We start from the raw sequence: 14,475 nt of genomic DNA, 5'->3' as shown, positions 1-14,475 counted from the left end.
GTTATTTTAAAAATTCAGGATCTTTATACGCAGGGGCAGGGTATTTGTAAAATCCTTCCCCTGTTTTTTCTCCTAGCTTCCCAGCGTCGATATAGGTCTTCAACAACGCAGCAAAAGCTTGCGAACCTGCATCCTCCAGGTTATGCGTCACATGCCAGGCCGTATCTAATCCGATCGAGTCCAGTATTCCAAAAGGTCCCATGGGCATATGGAAGTTCACCATCCAAGATTTGTCGATATCTTCGATGCTCGCGATTTCTTTGGTTCTTAACTTACCCGCTGCGCCTATCACGGCCATCAGCATATAATTAAATACATAGCCCGGATTCTCTTTTCTCACGATCACGGGGACTTGTTTCAGCGCTCTGCCAAAATCTTCTAATAGACTCACCACCTCTTCAGACGTACCAGGATGCGGCATGATATCCACCACTTTCGAATAAAACACATCATGGAAATGAAACGCACAAAATAGGGAAGGGCGATCCACCGAGTCCACTAACATAGACGGCAATAAATAGGAGGTATTCGTCGTAAAAATCGTCTTAGCCGGCGCTAAGACGGAAAATTGTGCCCATACCTGACGTTTCAAAGGCAATTCCTCCGTCACGGATTCCGAGATAATATCCGCATCTACAACGGCCTCCGCCGCATCTGTTGTGAATTTAATCTTCGCGATAATTTCATCCGTCAGCGAAAGTGATCGAAGAATCTTAGTCATCACTTTCTTCGAAGCCACAAAAGCCTCCGCATTTATGTCATAAACAGCTACCTGAAAGCCTGACAAGGCTGCCTGTAAAGCAATTCTCGTTCCTAAAGTTCCGGCACCTAAGATGCACACGTTGTTGATTTTCATATGTTACCTGTTTGAATAGAGGCGATCGCTTTTCGGCCAGCGGCCTCCACGACTTGATTTAAAACACTAAAACGCGGGTCTTTCGAATACCCTAAACTAAAACGCTGGTAGATCTGCTGAGCGATGGTGGCCACTTTACATAAACCAAACACATAGTAGAAAACCATATTACTCATATCGCGCCCCGTTTTGGAGGCGTAATAGTCAATCACCTCGCGGCGGGTAAAATTCCCCGGCACATAAGACAGATTAAACATCTTCAAAATATCTTCATCTCCAGCCTCCGCCCAATAGGCCAAAGTCGTTCCCAAATCCATCAGCGGATCACCTACGGTCGCCATCTCCCAATCCAACACAGCTTGAACTTCTCCTGATGCAGAAATCACTAGGTTATCGTATTTGAAGTCATTGTGAATGAAGGCGACGTCAGAGCTGGAAGGAAGCGCAGAATAGAGCCAATCAAAGGCTTCTTCAATGGTAGTTACCTCCGAAGTCTTCGCCTTTTGGAAACGTTCAGCCCAGCCTTGCACCTGTCTTAACGCATATCCCTCCGGTTTCCCTAAAGCTCCTAGGCCTGAGTCGGCTAATTCCAGCGAATGCAAATCGATTAAGAAATCGAGTGCAGACGTCGAGAGTTGCCGAAAAAATGCCCCAGTAGCTTCCGCTGGCGGACGATTTCTAATGATCATGCCATCCACTTTCTCCATGAGGAAAAAAGGAGCCCCTATAATCGACTCATCTTCGCAGGCTGAAATAGGATGCGGCATCTTCGTATAACCCGCCTTTTCCAAAGCCTGCAATACCCGAAACTCGCGAATCATATCATGGGCTTTGGCGATTTTTAAACCGTGAGGTGGTCTGCGCAATACATACGTAGAATCTCCTGCAACTACCTGATAAGTCAGATTCGAGAATCCGCCCGGAAAAGCTGTAACCTCCACCGAAGGAACGCATAAATAAGCGGGTAATTTTTCAAAGCCTTCCATTAGCCCTTCCGTGATTTTAAAATGCTCTTAGCTAAAACCGATTTATGCACCTCATCGGGCCCATCATAAATTCTAGCCCCCCGTTCATGGCGGTACCAAAACGATAACAACGTATCATCCGTGATTCCTAAAGCTCCGTGCACCTGGATCGCCCGATCGATCACTTTCATCAATACATCTGAAACATAGAACTTGATGGTGGATATGTCTTCTTTGGCCACCTTAGCACCGTATTTCTCGATGATGTGTGCGGTATTTAACACCAATAAGCGGGAAGCTTTAATTTCTGCCGCGCTTTCTGCAATCCAGTTTTGAATCGTTTGTTGCATCGCAAGTGAATGTCCTGGATTTAACTCGCGCTCTAGAGCTCTGTCGCACATCATACCCAAAGCCCGCTCACAGATCCCAATCCACCGCATACAGTGGTGAATACGACCAGGCCCTAATCGAACCTGCGCTAGCGTAAAACCTGATCCCTCCGTTCCAATCAAATGAGACACCGGCACCCGGCAATTCACAAACTCCACCTCACTGTGTGACAGGTAGTCTTCGCCCTCATCTCCCATAATGGGAATGTTTCGAATCATTCGATAGCCTGGATTATCCAAAGGCACCACAATCATACTCGCCCGTTCATACTTATTTTCAGCCGAAGGATTCGTCACCGCCATCACAATCGTAAAGGAAGCCCCATCTGCAGAGGACGTAAACCATTTGTGTCCATTGATCACATATTCATCCCCTTCAAGTACAGCAGTGGTTGACATATGCACGGGATTACTTCCCGCATGTTCCGGCTCCGTCATCGCGAAACAAGAACGAATTTCACCGCGCTCTAATGGTCGTAAATATTTCTCTTGTAAGAAAGGAGACGCAAATTGATGCATCAACTCCATATTCCCGATATCCGGTGCATTGCAATTAAATACGTAATGTCCCAAAGGACTCGTCCCTAACACTTCAGAAATCGAAGCGAAGTCCACTAAGGATAAACCTAGCCCTCCATGCGAAACGGGCAGGTGAGGGGCGAACAAGCCCTCTTCTTTTGCTTTAGTGCGCAGTGCTTGCAGTGCAGGCAAATGAGCCCTGAAAGAACCATAGATGGCCCCTTGCTCTAAAGGAATGATGTATTTCTCGAGGAATGCTCGGTAACGAGGTACTAATTCTAACGCTTTATCTGAAACAAACATAGTTAAATGGTTAAACCGCCATCAGCGGTAATGACTGCGCCTGTCGTGTAAGAAGCTCCTGGCGACGCGAGGTATAAGGCAGTAGCACCGATTTCTTCTGGCGTGCCTATGCGTTTAATAGGTAATTGACGAAGCGTATGTTGAAGTATTTTATCATTGGACCAAAGCGCCTCCGAAAACTTCGTCTTGATCAAGCCTGGACAAATGGCGTTCACGCGGATATTAAAATCGCCCCATTCTTTGGCAAAAGCCTTTGTCATTGAAATAAGCGCCGCCTTACTCACACTGTAAATCCCTAAACCTGGCTCCGGTGATATACCACCCACCGAGCTAATGTTAATCACCGACGCATTAGTCGATTTTTGCAAATGAGGCATACATAGACGCATTAACTCAAATGGAGCCTTCAGGTTCACATTCATAATCTTATCGAAAGCATCCAGCGTCGTATCGTGAATAGGGCCAAAAGTGGGATTAGTCGCCGCATTATTCACAAGAATATCGATTTGACCATATTGTGCAATCGTCTCTGAAACTAAATGAGCCAATTGATCCATCTTTCCCACGTGGCACGCAATGCCTGTCGCCTCATATCCTTTGTCCCGCAATTCCTGGGCTAACTGATCTAAGGTAGGTTGGTCCCGACTACTGATGACCACCTTCGCTCCAGCCTCCGCAAAAAACTCCGCAATACTGAATCCGATTCCCTTGCTAGCGCCCGTAATGAGGGCTACTTGATTCTTCAATGAAAATGCCTGCATATTCTAGTCTATTTTTAAACAATTTAAAGAAATAATATGGTAATTTACGCTACCAACCCTGGAAAAAACACACTATGAAACAAGTCGTATTTCACGAAACCGGATTACCCGAAAATGTCCTTCAATTAGAAGAAATCGCAAAGCCTACACCGGCGGCAAAGGAAGCGCTCATTCGCATCACGGCTCGTAATATCAATCCATCGGATATGATGTTTGTACAAGGTTTGTATGGCATTACACCTAAACTTCCCAGTAGTGCAGGGTTTGAAGCTTCTGGGGTGGTAGAGGAATCGGCTACTTTCCCTAAGGGAACCCGCGTACTATTTACCTCTGTAGGTACCTGGAAGGAATATACCTGTGTGCCGGATGCGGGATTGATTCCCATTCCAGACGGTATGACAGATGAGGTGGCTTGCCAGGCATTCGTGAATCCGGTGACGGCTTATGGGATGTTAGAGACATCTGGTTTGCAAAAAGGGGGTTCTTTATTGATTACGGCCGGGGCATCTGCCTGGGGTAAAGTCGTGATTCAATTAGCGGCGATGCGTGGTATTCATGTCATTGCTACGGTGAGGCAAGCAGATCAGAAGCAAACTTTGTTAGATTTAGGCGCTACGGCGGTCATTGATGTCGCTACCGATAGTTTGACTAAAAAGGTAAGAGACATTTTCCCGGAAGGAGTGGATTATGTATTTGATGCGGTAGGAGGGGATCAGGGGGCCAAAGCCTTGAATTGCCTTAAAACTGGTGGAAAGATGCTTGTTTTTGGCCTATTAAGTCAAGAACCGATTCCCTTAAATTCTGGTGTATTAATCTTCAAAAAACTAAGTGTGGAAGGCTGGTGGTTGAGCTCGTGGTGGGAAGAATTAGGATCAGCAGGCATTCAAAAAGCGATAAAAGCCGTTTTCTCTTTGTTGCTGAGCCAAGAAATCAAATTGGATATACAGGCAACTTATCCTTTGGAACAATTCAAAGAAGCTATCATTGCTTATCAGACGCCGGGAAGAACGGGGAAAATACTATTGATGTAAAGAATCAGACTCTACAGGCTGATCATCGGGTTCGTGGGTATTTCGGCCATCCGTCTGAATACCATCCCCGATCACCTCGTAGGAAAGTTGGTCGCCCGCGCGTGTTACCTCCAGATTGTACAAGAAAGTGCCCTCTGGCTCTTTGGTTTTCAATACGCCCGTATAAAGCGAATCACTCTTTTGAACTAAGGAAACGTCCAATACATTCACACCCGTAACATGCTCTTTTTGAAGATTTTGCAACCACAAATCGCGTACCTCTGATTCGATTTCAGCAGACGATTTTTCACAAGAATTTAAGACGAACACGGAGGCCAAAGCCACTAATAATACTCTAATCATGGTGCAAAAATGGGCATTTTTCGCGAAAAAAGGAAAAAGAAATTGCTACATTTGATGCATGATTGATTTACTGGATTTCATGGATGCTGGTATACTCTGTGGTCTTCTCACTGTGTATATTTTGCTATTCAAGAAAAATGCCCTTCGATCATACTCCGATTATTTGTTATCTGTTTCCATCTTATGCCAAATCTGGGCCGTATCACTTTTCTTATTTGTTTTCTCCGGCTCCATTCAGCAGTTTCCTTATTTGTATAGAACTGCCGCTCCATTGACCTTTTTAGTGCCTCCTTTAGGATATCTGTATGTGAGAAGTGTGTTATACAATGAAAAGAAGTGGCAATCACTTGATTTTCTTCACTTATTACCCTTCCTGTTTTTTATCATTAATTATTTGCCCTTTTTCTTGAGTCCACTAGAGTACAAAGTAGAAATTGTGACGAAGACGATTCAGGACAAAAACTTTGGTATAGAGAAACAACTAGGTTTTTTACCTGAGAGTGTTTTCTACTTGTTCAGGCCGATTCAAGCTTCTCTGTATTTAATCTTCCAATGGCGCCTCATTGTCACCTTTACTAGAGATAACCCTGATCAAACGATAAAAGATCAAATCAACCGCGTAACGCGATGGCTAAGTATATTCACTTGGGCAACCTCAGGATTCCTAATCGCCTTTTTCATCGTTCTTGTCCTCTATTTTACACAGGAAAATTTATTTACAAGCACAGAACTTACGCTTATCCCTAATATCATTTTAGCTATTTCGCACTTTGTCGTATTTACGTATTTACTCATTAACCCTCAGGTATTGACGGGTTTACCTTTCATTCGTTACAAAGAAACGCCTTCCAGTCTCGTAGATAATGAAACCGTTAAGGTTCCGTTTATCCTTGAAAATTATTCGAAAGAGATCAAAAAATTAGAGAAGTATTTCCAAACCCAAAAAACCTATCTACAGCCTAACTTGGCTATTAGTCAAGTCGCAGTGGAAACACAAATTCCTAATCGAGACCTGTCTTATATTATCAACAATTATTACCAAAAGCGCTTCAATGATTATTTAAACGAAATGCGCTTAACTCATTTCCTGTCGCAAATTGATGCGAACACATTGGACAACTTAACCATTGAAGCCATCGCATTTGACTCTGGTTTTTCTTCCAAATCCTCTTTCTACCGTGCGTTCAATCGCTTTTACGGATGCACCCCATCTGAGTACCTAGAAACGCTAAAAACGCCTAATTAAACTGTTTTTTGTTTCATCTTCCGAACTTGGGACTCCTGTTTTTAAAATGGAACAAATTTCTCTCTGGCTAAATCGTAGATTTAATTTCTGTTCTACGATACATGTTTCGACTCCTTATCTTTTTTTTAGTACTTGGTTGTTTTAGTACCTCTGCTCAAAGCATCAGTCCTACGACGATCAATGTGGGTGGAGCGGCCAGTAAATCCCTTGACTACAGCATAGGCGAATCTGCTTCCATTGCCTATTTCCAAACCACCAATCAACTCAGTTTAAGTTCCGGTTTCATCCAATCCTATACGCCGTTAGTAACAGGCATCGTAAATCGGGTTTTCGAAGCAGGAGAGGAGTTCGTTCTTTCACCCAATCCAGCCACCGAATATGTTCGACTTAAGGGTGCTTTATCTAAACCTGGATTTGTCGAATTTCACTTAATAGACCAGCAAGGTCGCATTCTTGATACCTATCCAGCCACTTATTATATTAATTACCTCGAAAAGGAAATAAACATCTCCCATTTACAAGGAGGCACTTATTTCATTCGATTGATCTATTCGTCCTCAGACGATCTTAAACAAGCTATATCATTCAAATTCAGTAGAATAAACTAATGAAAAAATTCCTTACGTTCCTTTTATTATTCGTTTCTGTCCTAGCCTTTTCCCAAAACAATGGCATCAACTTCCAAGGCGTTGGCAGAAACTCCTCAGGTGCTGTTTTAGCCTCTCAAAAAATCAGCCTCCGCTTCACAGTCATTCAAGGCTCAGAAACAGGATCAGTGGAATATGTGGAATCAAAAGAAGTCACCACAAACGCCCAAGGCATATTTTCTGTAGTCATAGGTGATGGAACCCAAATCTCAAAAACCGGAAACTTCACAGACATCAACTGGAAAATCAACCCCAAATTCTTAAAAGTAGAAATGGATCCCGCTGGAGGAACCAGCTTTGCAGCCATGGGAACCACCCGTTTACAATCTGTACCATTCGCCCATTACGCAAATGGAGTTAACGCAGATAATGTAGATGGCGTGTTATCTGCTTCCAAAGGAGGAACAGGCGTGGCTTCTATCTCGGCTTTGAAAACAGCTTTAGGTGTAGATCAAATCTATACCACAGCGGAAAAAAATAAACTTGCGGCCGTGAGTGGTACGAATACGGGAGATCAAGATTTAAGTGGATTAGCGACCATTAGTCAACTATCTGGTAAAGCTAATACGGTAGACTTGGCGCTTAAAGCGCCTTTAGAGTCTCCTACTTTTACGGGCTCAGTTTCTGGTATTACCAAAGCAATGGTAGGGCTTTCTAACGTAGAAAACACAGCTGATTTAGCTAAACCGATTAGCTCAGCGACCCAAACTGCATTGGATTTAAAAGCATCAACTACAACTTTGGCAACAAAGGAAAATGCTGCTAACAAATCAACAGCCACGAATTTAGGGGCAGGGGCAACAAGTGATATTTTATTCCCGACACAAAAAGCAGTGAAGACCTATGTGGATGGACTTGTAAATTCTGGTGGAGTACAAGATGGAGGAATATTAACCAGACATCTAGCAGATTTAGCAGTAACAAACGCTAAAGTGGCTACTGGAATAGACAAGTCAAAAGTAGGATTGGGTAACGTGGATAATACAGCGGATGTAGATAAACCGGTTAGTACGGCAACTCAAATAGCATTAGACACAAAAGTTTCATCAAATAATTTTTCAACAACAATTGCATTAAAAGAGAACTCACTCAATAAATCAATAGCTATTGATTTAGGAGGACAATCAACAAGTGATATTTTATTCCCATCCCAAAAAGCTGTAAAAAGCTATGTTGACAATAATAGTATTTCCTCTTTAAATGGATTAACGAGTGCTATACAAACATTTTCAATTGCAACAACTGGTAATAGTCCTGCGTTTCAGTCTGCTTCAGCTATTCATACTTTAACTCTGCCGTTAGCTTCATTTCCATCTGTTACTGCGGGTTTAATTGCCAAATCTGATTTTGATAAATTTTTTAATAAGTCTGACTTTAGTGGTGACTATAATGATTTAGATAATAAACCTACCATACCAGCTGCACCTGTACAATCAAATTGGCTTCAAACTGATAACTCGAAGCTTGATTTTATAAAATTTAAACCGATATTATCCACAGTTGCTCACACTGGAAACTTTGATGATTTATCAAATAAACCCGACTTAGCTTCTTTGGGAGGAGTACCTCAAAATAGAAAAATCACAATTAATGGTACCTCATTTGATTTGACATCAGATAGAACATATGAAATTGCCACTGGAATTAGCACTATATCTCTCCAATCAAATGTAACAGGTATTTTGCCACTGGCGAATGGGGGAACTGGTTCCAGCACCAAGAATTATGTTGATTTAACAAATTCACAAACTATTCAGGGTGTTAAAAAATTCAATGACCCGATTTCAATCGGAACTAGCACCCCTGAACAAACCGCAATTGTGGATATTAATTCCACTAATAAAGGTTTTTTGCCTCCTAGAATGACCTCTTCTCAAAGAGATGCAATAATAAACCCTGCTATCGGTTTGACGATTTTCAATTCTGACACCAATTGTCTCGAATGGTGGATTGGAACAATTTGGTATAATGCATGCGGAAATGCACCAGTTTCAATAACTACAAACGGAAATGGTGCGGTTGTTATCAATAATTGTTCAAGTGGCGATGGTAATAATATTTCTCCCAATAATGTCGTTAATCCTCAAATTACTTATCAACAACTTAATGTGACAGTTACTCAATCTGGTTCTTACACATTTATTGCTAAAAACAATGGAATTACCTTTTCTGCTATTGATAAATTCGACCCTTATATGGTTGGAACGACTAGAGATGTGTATTTAAGAGCGACTGGAACACCGACTAATCCAGGAACATATACTTATTCTTTATCTACAAGCCCTTCTTGTTCTTTTACTAGAACAGTAAATACTACCTCTTCTAATGGAACGGCCGTAATATCAGGTTGGACATCAAGCGTATCATCATCTGGAAGTTTAATGCAAAATTCACAAGTTTCAGGAGTTACTCAAACCTTAACGGCAACAGTTACAACACCTGGTACTTATAATGTGCATGCTGAAGCAAATGGTATCAATTTTGATAAATCAGGAACTTTCGCAAATACAGGAACATATAACGTAGTATTAACCGCCTCTGGAACACCTTTAAATTCAGGAACTTACACGTTTACTACAAATACAGATCCAGGTAAATCTTTTACTAGATCAATTTTATCACCTACTTCAAATGGTACATCAGTAATTAATTCTTGGACTGATGGAAGTAATAGTATAGGCAGTTTATATGTGAACGAAAATGTGAGCGGTGTTTCACATACGCTAATTGCAGATGTTGCTTCAGTGGGTACTTATACAATTACCACAAACTTAAATGGTATTACTTTTGCTGGATCCGGCACATTTACTTCTACTGGAAATCAAAATGTCATCTTAACAGCAACAGGCTTACCAAGTACAGATGGAAATAATATTTTTACCATAAATACAATACCATCAGTTAATTTTGGAAGAATGGTACAAGTAAACCCTACCTCTTTTGGAACTGCAGTAGTTTCCCAATGGGTGTGTTCAACTGGTTCAACAGGAAACATGATTGTTAATAGTACGATCTATAATACAACACAAACGCTTACAGCTAATGTTACAAGAATAGGGACTTACTATGTTAATGCGGTTAGAAATGGTATCACTTTTGCAGGAACTGGTACATTTGCTGGAACTGGTTCACAAACAGTTATATTAACCGCAACAGGGATTCCCACAACAACAGGTTCTAATACATTTGACATCAACGTCTCTCCAAGTTGTTCATTTAATAGGGAAGTTTTTGTTCACCCATCAAGTAATGGAACCGCGGTTATTTCTGAATATTCCGCAAACACATCCATAGGAACACTAACAGCAAATTCAATCGTATTTGGAGTAGGTCAATATATTACAGCAAATGTGATAACTTCTGGTACTTATTCTATATCTACAACAGTGAATGGTATTACTTTCTCAGCATCTGGAGTTCTAACAAATACTGGTTCGCAATCCATTACTCTGTCTGCGTCAGGTACTCCAAACTCAGTAGGAACAAACAACTTTACTTTAAATACGTCTCCCAATTGCTCATTTAATCGAATTATAAATGCCCAACCATCTTCAAACGGCACTGCAATTGTTAATTCATGGACAACGGGCACCACAACAGGAGAAATGTATTTATCAACACCCATTACTGACTTAACCCAAACAGTCATAGCTAATGTAACTTCTACAGGAACCTATGCTATTTGGAGAACTATAAATGGTGTAACTTTTTCTAGTTCAGGTACATTTGCAGGAACTGGTTCTCAGACCGTTGTGTTAATAGCATCTGGTACACCAAACACCTTAGCAAATAACAATTTTAGTTTAAATACAACACCTAATTGTACATTTACAATTACATCAATGTCCTATTCAAGTAATGGCACAGCAGTAATCTCCGGTTGGACAAATGGTCAAGGATTTGGCAATATGTTTGTGGGCGAACAAGTGAGTGGAGTATCTCAAACTCTTATTGCAAATGTAACATCTGCAGGATCATATGCAGTTAATGCTAATTTAAATGGAGTAATATTTAGTGCCTCCGGTACATTTACAAATACTGGATTTAAAACAATAACTTTAACAACTTCCGGTACTCCTGAAGACTCAGGTATCATACCATATACGATAAATACAAGCCCAAATATCAGTTTCAATTTTACGTCAATTTCAAAAACTAGTAATGGCACAGCAATTCTTAGTAATTTAAGGCTTGGTAATTCAAATGGAGATTTATTACTCAATACCTTAACAAGTGGCGCATCTCAGGTAATATTAGTAAATGTTGATAAGATTGGGACTTACAACATCTCTTCTACAACCAATGGAATTACTTATTCGGCTTCTGGAAATCTTAATAGCACAGGAGACAAAGCAATTACCTTGAGTGCAAGTGGTACCCCAACCATTACAGGTGCCTACACTTTTGAATTGAATATAACACCTACTTTAAGATTCTCAAAAGACATCTTAGTCAAAATAGGAACCCAGTTATGGACTTCAAAAAACTTAGATGTCTCCACTTATGCTAATGGAGATCCAATTCGTTTTGAAACCGATGATTACACTTGGTCTCAATTACAATGGAGTAATACAGGGGCATATACCTATTATTTCAATGATCCGAATTACGCTGGATTTGGCAAACTATATAACTGGGCTGCAGTTAATGATCCTAGAGGTCTTGCACCTGAAGGATATCACATACCTACTATAGATGAATGGATAACACTCATGAATTACTTGGGAGGAGCTCGCGTAGCAGGGGCAAAATTAAAGGAAACAGGATATATTAATTGGGCATCTCCTGTTGATTCAAATCAAGCTACTAATAGTATATCTACAAATAATAGTAGTGGATTTACAGCACTTCCCGGAGGAATGAGAAATTTTAATGGAGGGTTTTCTTCCATTAATTATTTTGGATATTGGTGGTCATCATCTTTTTATAATGAAGGTATGGACGCTCATAGTATATTTTTAGATTACAATCGCTCCTCTTTTGGAACAACTCAATCATTACAATCCATCGGTGCATCGGTAAGGCTAATAAAAAATAACTAAACAAAAAGCCCCAATACTTTCGAATTGGGGCTTTTTGTATGAATAATAATAATCCTAAAACCTCAACACATCATCTTTCCCCGTCGCGAAAGCCTTCGAGTAATCGATTTTGCGAACCTGCCCAGCGATGTAATTAATCCCTTGCAACAAATGATTCAAGTAGGTCGGTTCTTGATAGTTTTCTTTCGCGTGGCCTAGGGTGGTGACCCAGATGTGGCCGCCTTGGAAGTGTTGGGTCCAGACCGCTGGGAAATAGTCCCCATAGACGCCTTTGTGTTTTGTGATGAGTTCTTTTTGAGACGGGTCTAAGGTAGTCACGTCATGCATCATTAGTGTTTGGATGCCGGGGTAAAGTTCAAAGCCAAAATAGCACTCGTCTTCTTTCGTCCATTTTGAGGGGACACCTTGTAGGGATGGGTGGGATGGGGCGATGTTGATGACCGAAAAGGGTTGGAACTTGGCATGCCAAGAGAAAGTTTCACCTACCATCGATTTGAACCAGCTCCATTTGCGTTCTGTGCCCGTTACCGAGTGCACACCTACGAATCCGCCACCAGCTTCGATATAGCGGCGGAAAGCGACGCGCTGAGCGTCTGTGTCGAAGACGTCGTTGTTAGTGGAGGTGAAGATGATGACTTTGTATTTGGCCAAATTCTGTTCTTCAAACACCCCTGGATCAGCCGAAACATCAACTTGAAAGCGATTTTCAGCGCCTAACTTCTGAACTGCAGCCACGGCTGAGGGAATGTTATCGTGCACATAGCCAGGGCCATTTTTCGTGTACACAAGAACCGAAAAAGAAGTCTTTTGCGCGAATGTAGCAAAAGCAAAAAGCAGAAATAATGTCGTCAATCTCATTTTACGCCGTATTTATCAATTAAATAGATGATGGCTGCCATATTCACGGCGCCTAAATGCAATTCTCTTTTGTTCACGTTTTCGAACACATCCGTTTTTGCGTGGTGCAGATCGAAATAGCGTTGGCTGTCTGGGATAAGTCCAGCCAAGATGGATTCTTTATTGATGCCGGCCATCGGGGCAATGTCCGTACCGCCACCGCCAAAAGTAATCTCAGAACCATAAGGTTTTAATAGGGGAGTCCAGGTTTGAAATCTGGCGAATTGAGCAGGAGGGGCCGTAATTCCAATGGAACGAGGAGTGAAGCCACCCTCATCACTTTCGATGACAAAAATGTGGTTTTCTTTGTTGATTTTAGCTTGGTTCGCATATTCCTTGCCACCGCGCGCGGCATTTTCTTCGTTAGCGAATAGGACAAAACGGATGCTACGCTTTGGTTTATAGTTTAACGCTTTCATAACGCGCAATACTTCCATCGTTTGGACGATACCGGCGCCGTCGTCGTGTGCGCCCTCATTTACATCCCAGCTGTCTAAGTGACCGCCTAACGTGATGTATTGTTCTGGAAATTCAGATCCGCGGATTTCTGCAATTACGTTGTTGTCATCCGCATCTGGTAGGAAGAAACCGTAAGTTTGAACTTGGGCTTTGATGGTTCCTTTTTTGGCCAAAGCATACAGCATCTTCGCATCATTCGGACCTAAAGCAACCGCTGGAATCTTCGGATATGCTTCATCATAACTCATACTACCCGTGTGTGGCTCATTATCCGGCGCTGTACTCAAGGAGTGAATTAACACCGCCACTGCACCATATTTTGCAGCTTTACTCGCACCAGAACGGCGAAAAGCGCCACTCTCGCCATACGCTTTAAACGTCTGAATCTTCGTCGGATCAAAAACACTGTGGAAATAAACAATCTTGCCTTTCACCTCTTCCTTACGCTTTTCAAGTTCATCAAAACTAGCTAAAGCAATCACATCTGCTTCAATTAATCCATTCGATCCCAGTGAATTTCCTAAGGCCAAAGCCGCCAACGGCTGCATTCTCGCCTCACCATTCACCCCCGTAATCGCCACAAAATCATTCCCACCTCGCTTCCAATTAGGCGTCTTGCACGGCTGCAGGAACACTTTATCTGGACCCATCGCCTCTAAACTTTTCTTCCCCCAAATCACCGCATTCTGTGCCTGCGGAGAACCGGCTAAACGCCCACCAATCTTTTTGGTTAACTCATACAATAAGTCATAAGCCTTTCCGTTCGTCATAATCTCATCAGACATCTTCTTGATGAACAGACTATCGACATTGGATTGTGCGTTAGAAAAGAGGGGAAGGAGTAATAAGGGTAGGAAACGTAATTTCATAGTCGGTTAATAAATAGTGATTTTAAAGATAGTAATTATTCGGTAAATTTAGTTGCTAGTAAGTAGTCCGGAGGGAATGAGTCCAAAGTCCGAAGGAAAAGAGTCCGAAGTCCGGAGGGAATGAGTCCGAAGGAAATATTTCATACGAT

General features: G+C 41.8%; 11 protein-coding genes. 4 read left to right on the top strand and 7 right to left on the bottom strand.

From position 1 onward, the window contains the following. Window position 1: 1 nt before the first annotated feature. Genes SKC35_RS02930 through SKC35_RS02915 form a run of 4 tightly spaced genes read right to left on the bottom strand, consistent with a single transcriptional unit; the run spans window position 2 to window position 3,793 of the window. A complete protein-coding gene (locus SKC35_RS02930; protein WP_377977978.1) occupies window positions 2-856 on the bottom strand; it encodes a 3-hydroxyacyl-CoA dehydrogenase in 855 nt (284 codons plus the stop codon). Continuing rightward, entirely contained in the window at window positions 853-1,842 is a 990-nt protein-coding gene (locus SKC35_RS02925; protein WP_377977977.1) for a phosphotransferase family protein, read from the bottom strand. Before SKC35_RS02925 ends, SKC35_RS02930 begins: the two co-directional genes overlap by 4 nt. Then, window positions 1,842-3,032: an acyl-CoA dehydrogenase family protein gene (locus SKC35_RS02920; RefSeq protein ID WP_377977976.1), complete on the bottom strand. Its 1,191-nt coding sequence runs from the start codon at window positions 3,030-3,032 to the stop codon at window positions 1,842-1,844. Before SKC35_RS02920 ends, SKC35_RS02925 begins: the two co-directional genes overlap by 1 nt. 2 nt (window positions 3,033-3,034) lie before the next feature. After that, window positions 3,035-3,793 (bottom strand): glucose 1-dehydrogenase, encoded by a 759-nt coding sequence (locus SKC35_RS02915; protein ID WP_377977975.1) that lies wholly within the window; start codon window positions 3,791-3,793, stop codon window positions 3,035-3,037. Window positions 3,794-3,867: 74 nt separating this feature from the next. Between SKC35_RS02915 and SKC35_RS02910 the strand changes: the two genes are divergently transcribed. Further along, window positions 3,868-4,824 (top strand): zinc-dependent alcohol dehydrogenase family protein, encoded by a 957-nt coding sequence (locus SKC35_RS02910; RefSeq protein ID WP_377977974.1) that lies wholly within the window; start codon window positions 3,868-3,870, stop codon window positions 4,822-4,824. On the opposite strand, the gene SKC35_RS02905 is transcribed toward SKC35_RS02910, so the two are convergent. Beyond that, window positions 4,813-5,166 (bottom strand): hypothetical protein, encoded by a 354-nt coding sequence (locus tag SKC35_RS02905; protein WP_377977973.1) that lies wholly within the window; start codon window positions 5,164-5,166, stop codon window positions 4,813-4,815. The two genes, SKC35_RS02910 and SKC35_RS02905, sit on opposite strands and share 12 nt — an antisense overlap. Window positions 5,167-5,224: 58 nt before the next feature. Here SKC35_RS02905 and SKC35_RS02900 point away from each other — a divergent pair, with 58 nt between their 5' ends. From SKC35_RS02900 to SKC35_RS02890, 3 genes are all read left to right on the top strand, one after another. Continuing rightward, window positions 5,225-6,412, top strand: a complete 1,188-nt coding sequence (locus SKC35_RS02900; RefSeq protein ID WP_377977972.1) for an AraC family transcriptional regulator — start codon at window positions 5,225-5,227, stop codon at window positions 6,410-6,412. A gap of 101 nt (window positions 6,413-6,513) precedes the next feature. Next, window positions 6,514-7,020: a T9SS type A sorting domain-containing protein gene (locus tag SKC35_RS02895; RefSeq protein ID WP_377977971.1), complete on the top strand. Its 507-nt coding sequence runs from the start codon at window positions 6,514-6,516 to the stop codon at window positions 7,018-7,020. Continuing rightward, on the top strand, window positions 7,020-12,101 hold the full coding sequence (locus SKC35_RS02890; protein WP_377977970.1) for an FISUMP domain-containing protein: 5,082 nt from the start codon (window positions 7,020-7,022) through the stop codon (window positions 12,099-12,101). The genes SKC35_RS02895 and SKC35_RS02890 overlap by 1 nt, the downstream gene beginning before the upstream one ends. A gap of 54 nt (window positions 12,102-12,155) precedes the next feature. Here SKC35_RS02890 and SKC35_RS02885 read toward each other — a convergent pair whose 3' ends face one another. Together SKC35_RS02885 and SKC35_RS02880 are read right to left on the bottom strand one after the other, a co-directional pair. Continuing rightward, window positions 12,156-12,959, bottom strand: coding sequence for a ThuA domain-containing protein (locus SKC35_RS02885; RefSeq protein WP_377977969.1), 804 nt, complete (start codon window positions 12,957-12,959; stop codon window positions 12,156-12,158). Continuing rightward, entirely contained in the window at window positions 12,956-14,326 is a 1,371-nt protein-coding gene (locus SKC35_RS02880; protein ID WP_377977968.1) for a M20/M25/M40 family metallo-hydrolase, read from the bottom strand. Before SKC35_RS02880 ends, SKC35_RS02885 begins: the two co-directional genes overlap by 4 nt. Window positions 14,327-14,475 lie beyond the last annotated feature (149 nt).

This window comes from Aquirufa originis (genome assembly GCF_042714495.1).
Classification (GTDB): Bacteria; Bacteroidota; Bacteroidia; order Cytophagales; family Spirosomataceae; genus Aquirufa; species Aquirufa originis.
The sequence above is the reverse complement of the archived record's forward strand: the minus strand, read 5'-3'. Positions and strand labels throughout refer to the sequence as shown.

Bases quoted from the DNA above. Each gene is read 5' to 3' on its own strand.
- SKC35_RS02930 (WP_377977978.1), bottom strand. From the start codon at position 856: ATGAAAATCAACAACGTGTGCATCTTAGGTGCCGGAACTTTAGGAACG.
- SKC35_RS02925 (WP_377977977.1), bottom strand. From the start codon at position 1,842: ATGGAAGGCTTTGAAAAATTACCCGCTTATTTATGCGTTCCTTCGGTG.
- SKC35_RS02920 (WP_377977976.1), bottom strand. From the start codon at position 3,032: ATGTTTGTTTCAGATAAAGCGTTAGAATTAGTACCTCGTTACCGAGCA.
- SKC35_RS02915 (WP_377977975.1), bottom strand. From the start codon at position 3,793: ATGCAGGCATTTTCATTGAAGAATCAAGTAGCCCTCATTACGGGCGCT.
- SKC35_RS02910 (WP_377977974.1), top strand. From the start codon at position 3,868: ATGAAACAAGTCGTATTTCACGAAACCGGATTACCCGAAAATGTCCTT.
- SKC35_RS02905 (WP_377977973.1), bottom strand. From the start codon at position 5,166: ATGATTAGAGTATTATTAGTGGCTTTGGCCTCCGTGTTCGTCTTAAAT.
- SKC35_RS02900 (WP_377977972.1), top strand. From the start codon at position 5,225: ATGATTGATTTACTGGATTTCATGGATGCTGGTATACTCTGTGGTCTT.
- SKC35_RS02895 (WP_377977971.1), top strand. From the start codon at position 6,514: ATGTTTCGACTCCTTATCTTTTTTTTAGTACTTGGTTGTTTTAGTACC.
- SKC35_RS02890 (WP_377977970.1), top strand. From the start codon at position 7,020: ATGAAAAAATTCCTTACGTTCCTTTTATTATTCGTTTCTGTCCTAGCC.
- SKC35_RS02885 (WP_377977969.1), bottom strand. From the start codon at position 12,959: ATGAGATTGACGACATTATTTCTGCTTTTTGCTTTTGCTACATTCGCG.
- SKC35_RS02880 (WP_377977968.1), bottom strand. From the start codon at position 14,326: ATGAAATTACGTTTCCTACCCTTATTACTCCTTCCCCTCTTTTCTAAC.